At 67.8% G+C, this 15,406-nt stretch carries 19 protein-coding genes and 1 tRNA gene; 11 read left to right on the forward strand and 9 right to left on the reverse strand.

Annotation, left to right across the window (positions count from 1 at the left end; genetic code table 11):
- Window positions 1–14: 14 nt before the first annotated feature.
- The 4 genes from ACFVWG_RS27075 (at window position 15) to ACFVWG_RS27090 (ending at window position 2,342) form a co-directional block, all read left to right on the forward strand.
- Complete coding sequence (locus ACFVWG_RS27075; protein WP_391546220.1) at window positions 15–518, forward strand: HAD domain-containing protein; 504 nt, start codon at window positions 15–17, stop codon at window positions 516–518.
- A gap of 97 nt (window positions 519–615) precedes the next feature.
- Window positions 616–689, forward strand: a tRNA-Met gene (locus tag ACFVWG_RS27080).
- 211 nt (window positions 690–900) lie between these two features.
- Complete coding sequence (locus ACFVWG_RS27085; protein WP_391546221.1) at window positions 901–1,314, forward strand: hypothetical protein; 414 nt, start codon at window positions 901–903, stop codon at window positions 1,312–1,314.
- Complete coding sequence (locus ACFVWG_RS27090; protein ID WP_391546222.1) at window positions 1,311–2,342, forward strand: 4-hydroxy-3-methylbut-2-enyl diphosphate reductase; 1,032 nt, start codon at window positions 1,311–1,313, stop codon at window positions 2,340–2,342. The genes ACFVWG_RS27085 and ACFVWG_RS27090 overlap by 4 nt, the downstream gene beginning before the upstream one ends.
- Window positions 2,343–2,370: 28 nt before the next feature.
- On the opposite strand, the gene ACFVWG_RS27095 is transcribed toward ACFVWG_RS27090, so the two are convergent.
- Genes ACFVWG_RS27095 through ACFVWG_RS27110 form a run of 4 tightly spaced genes read right to left on the reverse strand, consistent with a single transcriptional unit; the run spans window position 2,371 to window position 4,622 of the window.
- Window positions 2,371–2,979: a hypothetical protein gene (locus ACFVWG_RS27095; protein ID WP_391546223.1), complete on the reverse strand. Its 609-nt coding sequence runs from the start codon at window positions 2,977–2,979 to the stop codon at window positions 2,371–2,373.
- Entirely contained in the window at window positions 2,972–3,502 is a 531-nt protein-coding gene (locus ACFVWG_RS27100) for a SigE family RNA polymerase sigma factor (protein WP_391546224.1), read from the reverse strand. Before ACFVWG_RS27100 ends, ACFVWG_RS27095 begins: the two co-directional genes overlap by 8 nt.
- The gene (locus ACFVWG_RS27105) at window positions 3,499–4,101 is read right to left on the reverse strand and encodes a hypothetical protein (protein WP_391546225.1); all 603 of its coding nucleotides are present in this window, start codon (window positions 4,099–4,101) and stop codon (window positions 3,499–3,501) included. Before ACFVWG_RS27105 ends, ACFVWG_RS27100 begins: the two co-directional genes overlap by 4 nt.
- The gene (locus ACFVWG_RS27110) at window positions 4,098–4,622 is read right to left on the reverse strand and encodes a SigE family RNA polymerase sigma factor (protein ID WP_391546226.1); all 525 of its coding nucleotides are present in this window, start codon (window positions 4,620–4,622) and stop codon (window positions 4,098–4,100) included. The genes ACFVWG_RS27105 and ACFVWG_RS27110 overlap by 4 nt, the downstream gene beginning before the upstream one ends.
- A gap of 168 nt (window positions 4,623–4,790) precedes the next feature.
- On the opposite strand from ACFVWG_RS27110, the gene ACFVWG_RS27115 reads away from it, so the two are divergent.
- Genes ACFVWG_RS27115 through ACFVWG_RS27125 form a run of 3 tightly spaced genes read left to right on the forward strand, consistent with a single transcriptional unit; the run spans window position 4,791 to window position 7,289 of the window.
- Window positions 4,791–5,621: a BTAD domain-containing putative transcriptional regulator gene (locus ACFVWG_RS27115; protein WP_391546227.1), complete on the forward strand. Its 831-nt coding sequence runs from the start codon at window positions 4,791–4,793 to the stop codon at window positions 5,619–5,621.
- Entirely contained in the window at window positions 5,599–6,414 is an 816-nt protein-coding gene (locus ACFVWG_RS27120) for a hypothetical protein (RefSeq protein ID WP_391546228.1), read from the forward strand. Before ACFVWG_RS27115 ends, ACFVWG_RS27120 begins: the two co-directional genes overlap by 23 nt.
- Window positions 6,342–7,289, forward strand: coding sequence for a hypothetical protein (locus ACFVWG_RS27125; protein ID WP_391546229.1), 948 nt, complete (start codon window positions 6,342–6,344; stop codon window positions 7,287–7,289). The genes ACFVWG_RS27120 and ACFVWG_RS27125 overlap by 73 nt, the downstream gene beginning before the upstream one ends.
- Here ACFVWG_RS27125 and ACFVWG_RS27130 read toward each other — a convergent pair.
- Entirely contained in the window at window positions 7,266–8,039 is a 774-nt protein-coding gene (locus tag ACFVWG_RS27130; protein WP_391546230.1) for a class I SAM-dependent methyltransferase, read from the reverse strand. The two genes, ACFVWG_RS27125 and ACFVWG_RS27130, sit on opposite strands and share 24 nt — an antisense overlap.
- An 80-nt stretch (window positions 8,040–8,119) precedes the next feature.
- The gene (locus tag ACFVWG_RS27135; protein WP_391546231.1) at window positions 8,120–8,497 is read right to left on the reverse strand and encodes a winged helix-turn-helix transcriptional regulator; all 378 of its coding nucleotides are present in this window, start codon (window positions 8,495–8,497) and stop codon (window positions 8,120–8,122) included.
- An 87-nt stretch (window positions 8,498–8,584) separates the two neighbouring features.
- On the opposite strand from ACFVWG_RS27135, the gene ACFVWG_RS27140 reads away from it, so the two are divergent.
- Entirely contained in the window at window positions 8,585–9,199 is a 615-nt protein-coding gene (locus ACFVWG_RS27140; RefSeq protein ID WP_391546232.1) for an NAD(P)-dependent oxidoreductase, read from the forward strand.
- A 65-nt stretch (window positions 9,200–9,264) separates the two neighbouring features.
- Here ACFVWG_RS27140 and ACFVWG_RS27145 read toward each other — a convergent pair whose 3' ends face one another.
- Entirely contained in the window at window positions 9,265–10,455 is a 1,191-nt protein-coding gene (locus ACFVWG_RS27145) for a glycoside hydrolase family 64 protein (RefSeq protein WP_391546233.1), read from the reverse strand.
- A gap of 298 nt (window positions 10,456–10,753) precedes the next feature.
- On the opposite strand from ACFVWG_RS27145, the gene ACFVWG_RS27150 reads away from it, so the two are divergent.
- Together ACFVWG_RS27150 and ACFVWG_RS27155 are read left to right on the forward strand one after the other, a co-directional pair.
- Window positions 10,754–11,617: a hypothetical protein gene (locus tag ACFVWG_RS27150; protein WP_391546234.1), complete on the forward strand. Its 864-nt coding sequence runs from the start codon at window positions 10,754–10,756 to the stop codon at window positions 11,615–11,617.
- A 75-nt stretch (window positions 11,618–11,692) separates the two neighbouring features.
- Window positions 11,693–12,889, forward strand: coding sequence for a DNA recombination protein RmuC (locus ACFVWG_RS27155; RefSeq protein ID WP_391546235.1), 1,197 nt, complete (start codon window positions 11,693–11,695; stop codon window positions 12,887–12,889).
- 69 nt (window positions 12,890–12,958) lie between these two features.
- Here ACFVWG_RS27155 and ACFVWG_RS27160 read toward each other — a convergent pair whose 3' ends face one another.
- Both ACFVWG_RS27160 and ACFVWG_RS27165 read right to left on the reverse strand, forming a co-directional pair.
- On the reverse strand, window positions 12,959–13,765 hold the full coding sequence (locus tag ACFVWG_RS27160) for a polysaccharide deacetylase family protein (protein WP_391546236.1): 807 nt from the start codon (window positions 13,763–13,765) through the stop codon (window positions 12,959–12,961).
- A gap of 71 nt (window positions 13,766–13,836) precedes the next feature.
- Window positions 13,837–14,763: a DUF817 domain-containing protein gene (locus ACFVWG_RS27165; RefSeq protein ID WP_391546237.1), complete on the reverse strand. Its 927-nt coding sequence runs from the start codon at window positions 14,761–14,763 to the stop codon at window positions 13,837–13,839.
- Window positions 14,764–14,815: 52 nt separating this feature from the next.
- Between ACFVWG_RS27165 and ACFVWG_RS27170 the strand changes: the two genes are divergently transcribed.
- Window positions 14,816–15,346, forward strand: a complete 531-nt coding sequence (locus tag ACFVWG_RS27170; RefSeq protein ID WP_391546238.1) for a GNAT family N-acetyltransferase — start codon at window positions 14,816–14,818, stop codon at window positions 15,344–15,346.
- The last annotated feature ends 60 nt before the right edge of the window (window positions 15,347–15,406 follow it).

A 15,406-nucleotide genomic window follows, 5' to 3' on the forward strand; every position in this document is an offset into this window, starting at 1 on the left:
GGGAATGATGAACCATGCGCCCGCTGCTCCTCCTCGACGTCGATGGGCCCCTGAATCCGTATCGGGCCAAGGCGATACCGCCTGGGTATGTGCGGCACGAGATCGTGGAGGGGGAGAAGACGTGGGTGGTGCTGCTCAACCCGCAGCACGGCGTCGAGCTGAACACGCTCGCCGGGTCGTTCGAGTTGGTGTGGGCGACGACCTGGGAGCACGGAGCGAACCGGCTGCTCGGGCCGTTGCTGGGACTGCCTGAACTGCCGGTGATCATCTGGCCGCCGCGAGAGTCGATGACCCGGACCCGGCGCGGGTCGTGGAAGACGCCGTACATCGCTGAATGGGCAGCGGATCGGGCGTTTGCCTGGGTGGATGACGAAGTGAACCGGTACGACCGGTTCTACCTGGACAACGCCCATGGGCCGGCGCACCTCGCGCATCGGGTGGAGCCGCACGTCGGGCTCACCGCCGCCGACTTCGCTGTCCTGAAGGGGTGGGCGGAAAACCCTTTGCGGACAAGGTGAATCGGCCGCATTCTTGAGGGGAAGAACACCTCCCGGGGGAGCCGTCCGGACAGGGCGGACGGCTCCTCGACGTACTGAATGTTGCCGTGAGCAACGAGCCAGGGTGGCGCAGCCGGTGAGCGCGCACCCCTCATAAGGGTGAGGTCGCCGGTTCGAGCCCGGCCCCTGGTACCGCACGACGCCCCCCAAGCCCGACCGAGGCCACACTCCGCGATGCGATTTGGCTGGCTAGGCACGCGTAGTGGGGGTTCTGCACTGTGGTTAAGGGTGCACAACCCCCAACGTCGGTGCCTAACCAGGGAAATGAGTGGCTGGCCCCGCGGGGGCGGGGTGGCGCGGAGCCGCAGGATGGGAGACCCTTGGCGGCCCCATGCTGGTGGGCGTGAACGAGGGATTTGCGCGCTGGTACGCGCCACTGGCCGTGATGTGCATCGTGCTGTCGTTCCAGCCGCTGCTGCCGGCCGACGAGTTCGGGACGTTGTGGGAGATGGCCGGTCGCGGCTCGGGCAATCCGGCGGCGATGGGTGCGGTCCTGATGACCGTGCTGATCCTGCTTCTCGGCTACGCGAGCTTCCGGCCCCACGTGCCGACGTGGATTCCGGCCGCGATCGCCGTACTTTCGGGGTTGATCGCCGTGATGCTGCTCACAAGGCCGGGCACCGGCGACGAGAAGCCTGAGCTCACTTCGTTCGGGGATGCGGCGGTGGCAGTGGCGATCTGCACCTTCGTGCTGGCGGTTTCGCACGTCACACGGCTCAGGAGACGTTCGCCGAGGCCCCGTACGATGGCACCGTGACTGCCCAGCCTGAAGACACTGGTACGACGACCGCCGTGCGGACGAAGCGGGTGCTGCTCGCTGCGCCGCGGGGGTACTGCGCCGGCGTGGACCGGGCGGTCGTGGCGGTCGAGAAGGCGCTCGACCTGTACGGCGCGCCGGTCTACGTGCGCAAGGAGATCGTCCACAACAAGTACGTCGTGGAGACCCTGACCAACCGGGGTGCGATCTTCGTCGACGAGACCGACGAGGTGCCGGAGGGTCAGACCGTCATCTTCTCGGCCCACGGGGTCTCCCCGGTGGTGCACGCCGAGGCGGCCGCGCGGCAACTGAAGACGATCGACGCGACCTGCCCGCTGGTGACGAAGGTGCACCACGAGGCGAAGCGGTTCGCCGCGACCGACTTCGACATCCTGCTGATCGGTCACGAGGGCCACGAAGAGGTCGTCGGGACGAGCGGCGAGGCGCCCGAGCACACCACGATCGTGGACGGACCGGACGACGTACCGAATGTCACTGTGCGTGACCCGGAGAAGGTCGTCTGGCTGTCGCAGACCACGCTGTCGGTCGACGAGACGATGGAGACGGTCCGGCGGCTGCGCGAGAAGTTCCCGCTGCTGCAGGACCCGCCGAGCGACGACATCTGCTACGCCACCCAGAACCGCCAGGTCGCGGTGAAGAAGATGGCGCCCGAGGTCGACCTGATGCTGGTCGTCGGCTCCACGAACTCCTCGAACTCGGTCCGCCTCGTCGAGGTCGCGATCGAGTACGGCGCCAAGGACGGCCACCTGGTCGACTACGCGGCCGAGATCGACGAGAAGTGGCTCGAGGGCGTCGAGTCGGTCGGCCTGAGCAGCGGTGCGAGCGTGCCGGAGATCCTGGTCCGCGACGTACTGCGCTGGCTCGCCGAGCGTGGGTATGCCGATGTCCAGGAGGTCACCACCGCCGAGGAGAGCCTCACGTTCGCGCTGCCGCGTGACCTGCGGGCCGACCTGAAGGCGGCCGGAAAGCCGACCACCGGCACCTCCGACCACGCCTGGACGCTCTGACCGGCTAGCCGCCGCCGTACTGGGGTGGCTAGCTGATCGTCACCTGCACACTCGCGGTGGCGTCCGGCTTCACACCGCAGAACCTGGCCCGGTAGGTGTACGTGTAGGTCCCGGCCGCCGGATACGTGTGCGTGTCCGGCGGAATCGACCCCGTGCCGTGGAACGGCGTCTTCGCCTTGGCGCACTCGGCGCCGTCGCTGAACGAGCTGAAGAGATCGCTGCCGTCACCCCACGTGTACGCCGAACCCTGCCCGAGCGCCATCAGGTTCTGACCAGGCAGTTCCCCACCCTCGGCGATCGGCAGCAGTACCGTCCCCGAGCCAGAGATGGTCATGCTGACGGTCCGGCCGTTTACGACCGGCTTCAGCGTGATCTTGACGCTGTACGGCGAGGGCGTGGCCGACTGCGAAGGCGTGGTCGGCGGACCGAGCACCGGCGGCTGGCTGTCGACGTCGTTGAGGTTGCCCGCGATCGCGACGACCGCGGCTACGGCGGCCGTGGCCAGTACGGCGACTCCCGCCGCCCGGCGGCGCCGTACCTTGCGGACCCGGTTCATGACGGCCACGCTCGGCACTCCGGTCGGTGGGGGCGGATCGGCGGCCAGGCGCTGCATGCGCGCGTGCAGGTCGTCACTCATGGTCGGCCCCCTTCCGTTCCGGCGATGAGATGGCTTCTACCAAGTGATGTTCGCGGAGCCGGGCGAGCCCGCGCGAGACGTTGCTCTTCACGGTACCGATCGAGCAACCCATGATGATCGCGATCTCGGCCTCGGGCAGGTCCTCGAAGTACCGCAGGACCAAGGTCGCCCGGGTACGGCGGGGGAGCGTGGCCAGCGCTCGGAGGAGCAGATCGCGGTCGTCGACGACGCCGTACTCGGACTCGCCGGCGGGTTCGGGCAGGATCTCGGTCGGGGTCTCGCCCTTCCACTTCCGCCGCCACCACTGGGTGCTGGTGTTGACCATCACCGTCCGGGTGTAGCTCTCCAACGCGTTCCCGCTGCGCAGCGAGTTGCGGTGGAACCACACCTTGGTCAGCGAGGTCTGGACCAGGTCCTCGGCCAGATGCCACTCACCGGTGAGCAGATACCCGAAGCGCTGCAGAGCCGTGAACCGTCCGTCCACGAACTCGGCGAACTCCTGGTCCCGTGCCTTGTCCGTCACTTGATCACCAGATTCACCGATTTCTTGCTCGTCACCACGTCCCCGTTCGGGCCGCAGAAACTCACGGCGAAAGCGACCGTATAGGTCCCGGGCTTCGGGTAGGCATGCGGGTCCAGATGGTACGTCGTCGCGCCGGTGACCTCCTTCGTGGAGGCTGTGCAGTCGATCGCGCCGCCATCGCCGCCGTCTGGCTCGCCCTGTCCCCAGTTCGCTGTGAACCCGGTGGACATGTTCAGGAACGAGCCGTCGGTCGGCAGGTACTCACCACCACTCATCGGCACCCGAACGGTCCCGCGCATGGTCACCGCCATCTTCCCGACCTTGCCGGTGACGGTCGGCACCATTTCGATGCCCACGGCCCCTACCGGCAGCTTCACCGCCGGCGGCGGCCCGAGCACCGGCGGCTGGCTGTTGGTGCTGGTGAGGTTCCCCGCGACGGCGACCACGGCCGCCACGGCAGCAGTAGCCAGTACGGCGCCTCCCGCGGCCCGGCGTCGCCGTACCCTCCGCACCCGGGCGAAGACCGCCTGGCTCGGGATCTCGGTCGGCGGCGGTGGGTCGGCGGCCACGTCCTTGAACAGCGTCTGCAGGTCGTTCATGACTCGACGCCCTTTCTAGCGGGTGCCGTGATGCCGGCCACGAGTTGGTGTTCACGAAGTTTGGCGAGCCCCCGCGAGACGTTGGACTTCACCGTGCCGACCGAGCAGCCCATGATCTGGGCGATCTCCGCCTCCGGGAGGTCCTCGAAGTACCGCAGTACCAGAGTCGCCCGGGTACGGCGAGGCAGCGTGGCCAGCGCCCGGAGCAGGAGATCGCGGTCGTCGACAACGCCGTACTCGGACTCACCCGCAGGCTCCGGCAGGATCTCGGTCGGGGTCTCGCCCTTCCACTTCCGCCGCCACCACTGCGTACTGGTGTTCACCATGGCGGTCCGGGTATAGCTCTCCAGAGCGTTGGCGCTGCGCAGTGAGTGCCGGTGGAACCACACCTTGGTCAGTGCGGTCTGCACCAGGTCCTCGGCCAGATGCCACTCACCGGTCAGCAGATACCCGAAGCGCTGCAGAGCCGTGAACCGCCCGTCCACGAACTCGGCGAACTCCTGGTCCCGTCCTGGGTCCATCCCCGTAACCCACCTCTCATCTTGGTCACCATGGTGATGAGCCGGCGGCGCGGAAAGGTTGAGTCGTGATCCGGGTGAGTTCAGCCCGCAACACGGTCAGGCTCCCCTTTCGGGCAGATCATTCCGTTCCCGGTCCGCTTCGGGCCGCCGGTGGTTACGATCGCTGACGTGCTCTGCCGCGTGCTGGGACCCGTCGAGGTCGAGATCGACGGGCGGGTTGTTGAGGTCGGCGGTGCCGTCCCGAGGCGGTTGCTCACCGCACTCAGCACCACCAGTCGCCCCCTGGCCGACGACGAGCTCGCCGAACTGGTCTGGGGCACCGAGCAGCCGGCCGACATCGCCAGTGCGCTCCGGGTGGTGGTCTCCCGGCTGCGGACCGCTCTGGGCCCGAGTGGGCGCGACCACATCGTCCGTACTGAGCACGGCTACCACCTGGTCCTGCCGACAGAGGCGTTCGACCACGTGCGCTTCGTTGCCATGGTCAACGACGCAGCCGCGGCTCTGAGCGCCGGCCAGGCCACAGTCGCCGTACGGCGGTATCGGGCGGCTCTCGAGTTGTGGCGTGGCCGGCCGTGGTTGGAGCTGGACGGATCACCCGCGATCGCTGGACTCCAGGCTCGGCTGGACGAGCTGCACGCGGTTGCCGTCGAGGAGTCGGCGGCCGCTCAGCTCACCGCTGGTGAGACCGCAGCCGCGATCGGTGCGCTCCGGGAGGCCGTTGCGGCGACCCCCTATCGCGAGCGGCGCTGGGAACTGTTGGCCACGGCCCTCTACCGAAGTGGTCGGCAGGCGGACGCTCTGGCTGAGCTGCGCACGGTGCGCACGTTGCTGACCGAGGAGCTCGGCATCGACCCCGGACCGGTACTGCGCGATCTGGAACGCCGCATGCTCGGTCCGGGACGCGCTCCGGCAGCATCTGCACTCGCTCACCGAGGACTGCCGCCGGATGCTGAGTGCGGCGGCAGTCGTGGGGCGCGTGATCGACATACCGGCGACTAGTGCGCTCACCAATCGCCCGGCGGCCGACGTACTGGGTCTGTTGGACGCTGCGCTCGCGCTGCAGGTGCTGGTACGGCGTGGAGCGTCGTTCGAGTTCCGGCATGACCTGCTCCGCGAGGTGCTGGAGGACGACCTGCCGCTGGTTGAGCGAGCCGCGTTGCACCTGCGGATCGCGCAGTACCGCGAAGCGACCACACCGGATCGGCTGTCCGACATTGCTCGGCACCGACTGGCTGCGTTGCCCCTGGGCGACCCGACGGCCGCCCTGGTTGCTGCCGAGGCTGCGGCGGTGGTCGCCGTACAGGGCCTTGCTGCTGAGGATGCGGCGTCCTGGTACGAGCAGGCGCTCGCGGTGGCAGAGTCGTCGGTAGATCGTGGGCGTTTGCTGCTGGGAGCCGGGCGGGCCTGGTTTCTGAGCGGTCAGCGGGACCGGGCCATCGAGCGTTGTGTGGAAGCCGCCGAGCTGGCGCAGCGCGCCGGTGATGCCGACCGACTGGCACGTGCCGCGCTGGCGCTGCCCGAGTCGCCGGATGTCCGCTGGCTGCCGTTGGTCCGGTCCTGGTGCGAGTCAGCGCTTGCAGGGTTACCCGAGGCAGACAGTGCATTGCGGGCACAGGTCCTGGCGCAGCTGGCGCTGACCGACATCTTCATCCCCGAGTCCAGCCGGTTGCTCGACTTGAGCGCGCAGGCTCTGGCCATGGCCGAGCGGATGACGATGCCATGCGGTTCGCACTGCGGGCCCGGCAGGTCGCCTGCTCCACTCCGGAAGGTGCGGCAGAGCGGCGGACACTAGGCGACCGCATGGTCGGGCTAGGGCAACGCACTGTCGACCTGGACGGTACGGCGTGGGGCAGGCTCTGGCGCTTCGACGCGATGGTGCAGTTGGGCCGGACTGCGGAAGCGTGGACCGAGCTGGACCACCTGGGCAACGTGCTGGCCCGCTTGGGCGATGCAGGGTTCACCTGGAATGTCACTCGGGCCCGGGCTGCCCTGACCATCGCATCCGGTCGGTTCGCGGAGGGTCGTCTGCTGGGCGAGCGCGTCCGCGCCTCGGCGCCCTCCGATGAGGTGGCCGGGGCGGGAATGTGGCTCCAGCATCCGATGCAGCTCAGCACGCTGACCGGTGACTCCTTCGAGCCCAAGTACGCAGTGCCGCCAGGGATCAGCGAGCTGATGGCGGCCAACTCCATGTTCATTCACCTGGCACCCTGGCATCTGGCCCACGGGCGCGTGGTGGAGGCCGAGCGCGCCTACCGTGCACTTCCGAGACCGGATGAGATGCAGACGCCGATCTTCCTGCGGCTGTTGTTCGAGGCGGTCCGTGGCGGGGTTGCTGCCGATCTCGGTGACGCGGACGGTTGCCGCCACGCGTACGCCGTACTGGCTCCGTATGCGGACCTACAGGTGACGACTGGCGCTGGGATCGCACTCGTGCTCGGGTCGGTGCAGCACTACCTCGGGGTGACCGCTCCGGACCGCGAGCGGGCGGTCGAGCATCTGCGGGCGGCGGTCCGCGCGAATGACCTGGCCGGCTACGAACCACTCGCTGCGAGGAGCCGCTACTACCTGGCCCGGTTGGAGCCTTCGGTCGAGCTGATCACCGCAGCGCGGGAGACCGCCGTACGGCTAGGGATGCGGCCGCTGCTAGCTGCGTTGGACGCGCTCTAGCGACATCAGCACGTAGTCGACGCTGAACTCAGGCATCAGCTGCTCCAGGTACGCCAGCGACTCAGCCTGTACGGCGTCGTACACGCCGGCCTCTTGGAGGAGCGGCAGGGTCTTCGCGCCGACCGGGTGCAGGAGCATCCGGGTGTTCCAGTACTCGGCCGGTGAGCTGACGACGAACGTCAGCTGATGCCTCGTGAGCGACACCTTGAAACCGTGCGGCCCGAACAGGTCTGCGACCGTGTCGGCGTCATCCCAGACCGGCTTCGCCAGGATCGGCGGGGCGCCGGTGATCTTGACGACGGCCCGCGCCGAGATGCCGATCAGGCCGTCCAGCGCGGGGTTCGGCGGCCAAGCTGTGAACAGCACGCGCCCGTCCGGTGCAGTGACCCGCGCGATCTCGTCGGCGGCGGCCTGGGGGTCCGGGGCCATGATCACGCCGAAGTTCGACAGTACGACGTCAGCGGAGCCGTCGGGAAGCGGAATGTCCGCAGCGGTCCCGTCCACCAGGGTCACGCTCAGACCCTTCGTGGCCGCCCGAGCCGCGGTCACCTCACGCAGCCGAGCAGCCGGGTCGACTCCGGTGACGCGTGCGCCCCGTTCCGCGGCCAGCAGTGTCACGTTGCCGGTCCCACAGCCGAGGTCCACGACGTCCAGTCCGTCGACCTGTCCTGCGGTCACGAGGACCTGAGCGGCCGGGGCCAAGTCCGTGCCGGTCCACTCGTACTCGCCCAGTCCCCAGTCGATCTCCACGGCTCCTCCTTCGTCGCTGTTGATGCTCCGAAGGTAGGCGCCGGCCCTTTCAGGCCCGTATCAGCTCAGACGGTTTCAGGTCAGACGGTGGCGTCGTACTGGCTCTGGGCGTCGTGGATGGCGTTGATGTGCTCTTCGGCCCACTCGCTGACAGCGGTCAGCGGCTTGATCAGTGAGCGGCCCATCGGGGTGAGGGCGTAGACCACGCGCGGCGGGACCTCGGCGAAGACCTCCCGGGTGACCAGGCCGTCGCGCTCCAGCCGGCGCAGGGTCTGGGTGAGTACCTTGGGTGCGACGCTGCCGATGCCGTCGCGGAGCTCGGTGAAGCGCAGTGGTCCGTGCTGCAGCAGCAGCACCGCCAGAGCGGTCCACTTGTCGCCGATGCGGTCCAGAACCACCCGGGTCCCGCAGGCCGGGTTGAACAGGTCGCCGCGCTCGTGTGTCCCATTAGTAACCACCAGGTACTTATAGCACGTTGAAGTAGCCAGTTACCAATCGATACTATTGGCGACAAGTTGATAGTTCACTCATCTGGAGGCGGGAACATGAAGGTCGCGGTCTATGGCGCGAGTGGCATGGTCGGCAGTCGAATCGTCGCCGAGGCGGCCGCTCGGGGGCACGAGGTCACCGGCGTGACCCGCTCCGGCGCCGAGCTGCCCGCGGGGGTTCAGGGAGTGCAGGCGAGCGCGAACGACGTCGCCTCGGTCAAGGAGATCGTCGGCGACGCGGATGTGGTCGCCGTGGCGCTCGGCCCGAGCCGGACCGGTGGCGACCACCAGGAGTACATCGACGCGGTCGACAACCTGATCGCGGCCGCGCAGGGCACGGACACCCGGCTGCTCGTCGTCGGCGGTGCCGGCGGACTGAGCATCGGCGGCCGGCGCGTGGTCGACGGGCCGGACTTCCCGGCCGAGTACAAGGCGGAGTCGCTGACTGTCGCCAAGGTGCTGGACACGCTGCAGGCCACCGACGAGAGCGTGAACTGGACGATGCTGCATCCGTCCTACGTGATCGCGCCGGGCGAGCGCACCGGGACCTTTCGGCTCGGCCTCGACGAGCCGGTCGGCGACCACATCTCCGCCGAGGACTTCGCGGTCGCGGTACTCGACGAGTTCGAGAAGCCGGCCCACAACCGGCGGCGGTTCACGCTCGGCTACTGACCACGAGCGCGGGCGGGCCGGTACGTCGTACCGGCCCGCTCGTTTGTCAGTTGCCCGCCCGTCTGTCAGTTGAAGGGATCGAGCGTCAGATAGGCGGTCTGCGGGTTGCCGTCGTGGACGAGCGCCTCGTGGGCACCGACGTCGTCGAAGGCGAAGCCGTAGGCCTTGCCGTCGGCCATCTGGGCGTGGATCTTGCGCGAGTAGTGATTGGTCACGGTGTCGAGGTAGAAGCCTGAGTCGTTGGCGTCAGGCTGGTTGGGGTTGGTCAGCAGCGTCGACCGGTTGTAGCCCGCGCAGAGCGTGCGCGAGATCGGGCCGCGGACGAGGTCGTTCGGTGCGTCGAGCAGCTTGAAGCAGCCGAAGATGCTGGCCGAGTCGGGCTTCTGGAACGACGTGACGGTCTGTCCCGCGCTGTTGGTGAAGTTCATCGTGTTGCCGGAGACGCGACCGAAGTACTTGGTGTTCGGTTCGTTGGAGAACGGCGTCACGGTGAGCGTCTGCGAGCTGTACTTCGACCACACCCGGTTGACGTAGTCGTCCATCGCGTTCGCGGGCAGGGCGCCGGTCTCAACGCCGTACAGGGGAGCCAGTGCTCGCAGGACCGAGCCGTTCGGCGCGGTCTGGATCAGGTTCGCCCAACCGCCGGGCTGGCCGCGCAGTGCGTTGAAGAAGTTGTTGTAGCCGCCGGCCTTCAGGTGCCCGGTCGTCTTGGTGGCTCCGCCGACCGGCTGCACGCCGACGGCGTACGGGACCGAGAACATGTCGACCTGGGTGCTGTTGATCCAGAGACCGTCGTTGTTCAGCGTGTACTCCGACCAGCTGAACAGGATGTTCCGGTTCGGGTCGGAGGGGTTCTGGACGGCCGGCTGGACCAAACCTCCGGTCGTCAGTTTGAACACCAATTTCTGCCCGTACGAGAAATAGACCCGGCCGGAGAACTTCGGCATCTGGATCGTGATCGAGCCGCCGTTGCCCGGGCCCGCGATCGACGCGTCCGGAGCCGGGGTCGGTGGATTGCCGCCGGCCGGCCAGGCGTGGAAGGTGCCGGCCGCGTCGGCCCAGCCCTGCTGGCCGGTGGCCAGGTTGGTGCCGAGGTTGTAGATGTAGACCGCGTCGCCACGGCCCGAGTTGTTGCTGATTTTCAGCGGAATGGTGGCCGGAACGGCCGCTGCGGGCGTGCTGCTGCCCGCCGTGAGCAGACCGGCCGCGGTCACCAGAGCCGCGACGATCGCCGGGAGATGAAGTCTCTTGCGCACTGTTTCCTCCTCAGATGTGCCCCAGGGAGGGAAGGCGAAGCGCACGGACGGCGAGGGGCGGGAGGGCGCCGTCCATGGTCTGAGAGCGCTCTCATAGTCCCGCCAATTCACCCCATGCTGTCAACAGCTCACTGTTGTCGGATCTCCGCCAACTTGGTCCAATAGCAGGGTGTGATGTTGTGAACACACTGCGTCGCCCACAGGTCTCCGCCCTCCGCCGCCCCCCGACATGCGCTGTCGCCGTCAGCGGGAGATCATCAGGCCTTGGGTCGACCAGATCTCAGTGAGGAAGGAAATCATGGCGAGCACGATCTGGATCCCCGGAGCCGAACGGCTGACGCCGTCCTCCCCGGGGGGCACCATCACCTCGAAAGCACCGCCGCGCGTGGTCTGGCACACCACCGAGGCTGACGCCGGGACATCGGCGGTGTGGTCCGCGATGGTCGGGGTACTCAGGAACAAATCTGCCGAACCGCAGGTGCTCTACGACCCGCTGACCGACCGGCTGGGACAGTTCATGCCGCTCAACGTGGGCGGCCGGGCACTGCGCAACGACGGCGCGACGCTGACGAACCGGGTCGGCCGCGCCTGTATCCAGATCGAGGTGATCGGCCGCTCCGCCGAGCCGTTCACCGACACCTGGAGACCGGGTAAGAACTTCCGTGCGTTCATGGCCGCCGTGCGGTCCTGGGGAATCAAGGACGTCTGGCCCGCCGGGCCGCCCCCGAGGTTCATCGCGAGTCCGCCCCACAACGTGCCCGAGTCACCCCGCAGCCGGACCATCTGGCTGAACCGGGGTGGCCACTACGGTCACAGTCACATCCCCGGGAACGACCACGGGGATCCAGGGGGCATCAGTACCACCGCATTGTTCGCCGCCGCCGGCACGACACCGAAGGAGCTGTTCACCGTGGGGCAGTACGAGAACCTGATGCAGCAGATCAAGAACGAAGGCGCCGCCACCCGGCAGGAGGTTCGCCGGCAGGCGATCTGGTCGCTGCGGTACGGCGTCCAGACCGAGGACGAGCGGGCCCGCGCCGACAAGGCGTTCGACGACGCCATCGAGGCGGGCAAGACGCTCGCCGAGGCGATCGCGGCCGTGGCGGCCGTGATGAAGCCCGTCGACGCCGATCTCGAGTACCGCGCCCGCCGAAACGGGTGATCCCTCCAGAGGGTTGTCGGGCGACACCGTGTAGGTCATCGGAAACTGTCGGTGGCGTCCGGCACCATCTGTGACATGAGTGGCGCGACGGTATTACTGGTGCTGTTGTTCCTGGTGGTGGGTCTCCTGCTGGGAGCGGTCTTCGGGGTGCTCTGGGTGCGCGGGCGCGACGGCGCCGCGCTGGCCCGGATCACGGCCGAGCGTGACGCGGCCGAGGACCGGGTGGTCGAGCTGACCCAGGAGCGGACGTCGGTCGGCCAGCAGATGGGCGGCCAGGCCGTGGTCAAGGAGGCGCTCGACCGGCTGCACGCTCAGCTGAATCAGCTGGAGCGCGGCCGGGCCGCCTGGCAGAGCGAGCTGCACCAACAGGTCAACGAGGTGCGGATCAGCGGCGAAGCGCTCCGCCGTGAGACGGCCTCGCTGTCCACCGCGCTCCGAAAACCCCAGGTCCGCGGTCGATGGGGTGAGCTGCACCTACGCCGTACCGTCGAACTCGCCGGGATGGTCGCGCACTGCGACTTCACCGAGCAGACCACGACCTCCGGCTCCGGCGAGGACGGACTGCTTCGCCCGGACCTCGTCGTACGGCTGGCTGAAGGCAAGAACCTGGTCGTCGACTCCAAGGTGCCGCTGGCAGCGTTCTTGGAGGCGGCCGAGTCCGACGATCCGGACTTCCAGGAGGATCGGCTGCGGGCGCACGCCCGGCACCTGCGCATCCATGTCGACCAGCTCGCTGCGAAGGCGTACTGGACGCGGTTGTCGCCGTCGCCCGAGTTCGTGATCCTGTTCGTGCCGGGGGAGTCGTTCCTGTCGGCCGCGCTCGATGTCGAGCCTTCGCTGCTGGAGTATGCGGCCGAGCGCCGGGTCATTCTGGCGACACCGACGACGTTGATCGCAACTTTGCGTGCAGCGGCGTACGCGTGGAACCAGTCGGCGCTGACCGAGTCCGCGCAACAGGTCTTCGAGCTCGGCCGCGAGCTCTACGACCGCCTCTCGGTGATGGGTGACCACCTCGGCCGCGTGGGCCGGTCGCTGACTTCAGCGGTCGAGGCCTACAACGGCACGGTCGGCTCGTTCGAACGCCGCGTCTTCATCACCGCTCGTAAACTCCGCGACCTGCACGTCACCGAGTCCGAGCTCGCTGCCATGGAGTCCATCGAAGCCTCGGTCCGCCCGTTGACCGCACCGGAGTTCCTGGTCGCCGAAGATCAGGAACCGATCCGCCGCTGGCCTCTGCCCGACTCACCGCAGCACCCGCCGCTGACCGGCTGATGCGGGTTCCTCCCAACGACGAACCGCCTGACCCCAGCAGAGGTCAGGCGGTTGCCGAGAGCACCTATGTCAGGGCTGCTTGCAGTCCATCGCCGGGAAGGAGTAGCCCTTCGCCTTCAGCAGCGGCAGCACCTTGTCGAGTGCGGCGACGGTCTGCGCGCGGTCGCCGCCGCCGTCGTGCATCAGGATGATGTTGTGGTTGTGCGCGTTGTTCATGATGTTCTGCACGATCGCGTTGACGCCCGGGCGGGCCCAGTCGCGCGGGTCGACGTCCCAGAGCACCTGCACCATACCGGCCGCCTTGATGTCCGCGCGGACCTTCGGGTTGCTCGCGCCGTACGGCGGGCGGAAGCAGGTCGAGCGCGGTCCGTCGAAGATCTGGTGGTGCCGCTCGGCCGCCGAGATCGCGGTCAGCTGCGGGTGCGAGATCGAGTGGCTGCCGATGCTGTTGCCTGCAGCAAGCACTTGCTCACGCAGTCCGGGGTGCGCGGCCTGCATGGTACCGAGCTCGAAGAACGTCGCGTGCGCGCCGTGATTCGCCAGCACCTGCAGGATTTTCGGCGTCCAGTACGGGTCGGGCCCGTCGTCGAAGCTGAAGAAGATGACCTTCTTGTTCTTGCCCTTCACCAGGTTCGCGGTCGGGTCGTCGGCCGGCTTGCCCGGCGTCGACGGCGGCGCGTTGTTGCCCGGCGTCTCGGTCGGCTCACCCGACGGCTGGTTCGACGGCGGGTTGACGGGCGGCGGTGGTGACGTCTGTGTGGTGGCGGCGGCCGGTTGTGGCTGACGCTCGTGTCCCAGCGCCAGGACCAGCAACGCACCGGCAACGACGACCAGCGCCACCCCGGTCGCGATGAATGCGGCGAACTTTCGGGACATGATGCTCCCTCTCTAGCAGGCGGATGTTCCCCAGTTGCTCCCCCTCAGGAGCCTCACACCCTGAAGACGCCTCAACTCCTGCCAGGGTTGGCATCTTGATGTTGCGGTGAGATCTCAGCGCCTTCATATTCACTGCATTCCGGGGGTGCTGTGACATCAGTCGCATGAGGTGTCGCAACAGTCGCCGCCGCACCGCGGTGATAGAGCCTGCCCTCGAGCGCCTTCACACTCGCGACCAACACGAAGCTCATGCTGACGAGCAACGCCCAGGCCCCGAACTTCGCCGGATGGACGAGTCGCCACACGCTGACCTGATCCGGATAGTTCCACGCATCGAGGAACGTGCCGAAGTTCTCCGCGATCCACAGGAAGAAGCCGATCAGCCCGAACGACACCGCGAGCGGCATCCCATAACGCCGTACGCCGACGGTGTAGAAGACCCACGTCTTGCGCAGCACCCAGAGCAGCACGATCGCGATCGGGATCCGCAGATCGGGGATCCAGCGATGGGTGAAGAAGTTCGCATAGATCAGTACGGCGAGCACGGTCGTCGCGATCGGGCGGTAGCCGCTGACCCGCAGATCGAACCGCCGCCAGGCCTGACAGATGTAGCTGCCGACCGCGGCGTACATGAATCCGGCGAAGAGCGGTACGCCGGCGAACTTCGTCACCGCGTCACCCGGGTACTGCCACGAGCCGATCCGGACCTTGAAGAGTTCGAGTCCGAGACCCACCAGGTGGAACCCGAAGATCACCGCGACCTCGCGCCACGTCTCCAGGCGCACCACCCAGAACAGCAGCGTCAGGCCAAGGCAGTAGACCAGCAGAGCGTCGTACCGGGCGATCGGAAGTTCGACGTACTTGGAGATCGCGAGGCCGGCGAAGAGGAACGCGGGGAAGAGGCAGGAGACCAGTTCGAGCAGGCCGAAGCGCAGGAACTGCAGGCAACCGAACACGAAGCGTGAGCGATCCGGGACGAGCTTTCTCCAACTGGTCACAGACTGGAGACGTTGCTTGCTCTTGCCTGGTTCGGACGGATAGATCATCAGAATGGAGCCGAAGGTGGTCTACGAGACGGACCGGTTGGTCGTGCGTGACTGGGCGGCCGCCGACGGTGACCGGGTGTTCGACATCTACCGGCGCTGGGAGGTGGCGCGCTGGCTCGGCGCCGACCCGAAGGTGATGACGGATCGCGACAGCGCGAACCGCGTGATCGAGCGCTGGAACGAGCGCAACCAGGAACCGCCGTACGGGATCTGGGCCGTCTACGAACGCGCGACCTCGACCGTCGCCGGCACGGTGCTGCTCGTCCCGCTCCCGGATCCTTCTGACGGGACCGACGGTCGCGGCGAGGTGGAGGTCGGCTGGCACTTCCACCCGGACGCCTGGGGACGCGGGCTCGCCACCGAGGCGGCGCGCGGTGCGATCGGCCACGGGTTCAAGGCGGGGCTGTCACATATCTACGCTGTCGTCCGCCCCGACAACGGCGCATCACTCGCCGTCTGCCGCCGCCTCGGCATGCGTTCACTGGGCCGTACGTCGCGCTGGTACGGCGCCGAGTTGGAGTCCTTCCTGATCTGAATCGGGGCCAACCCCGGGCTGAATTGGGGTCAGCACGCCCTAGCCGCGTACTCTTGACGC

The sequence above is a fragment of the Kribbella sp. NPDC058245 genome, assembly GCF_042882005.1.
In the GTDB taxonomy this organism is placed as follows: domain Bacteria; phylum Actinomycetota; class Actinomycetes; order Propionibacteriales; family Kribbellaceae; genus Kribbella.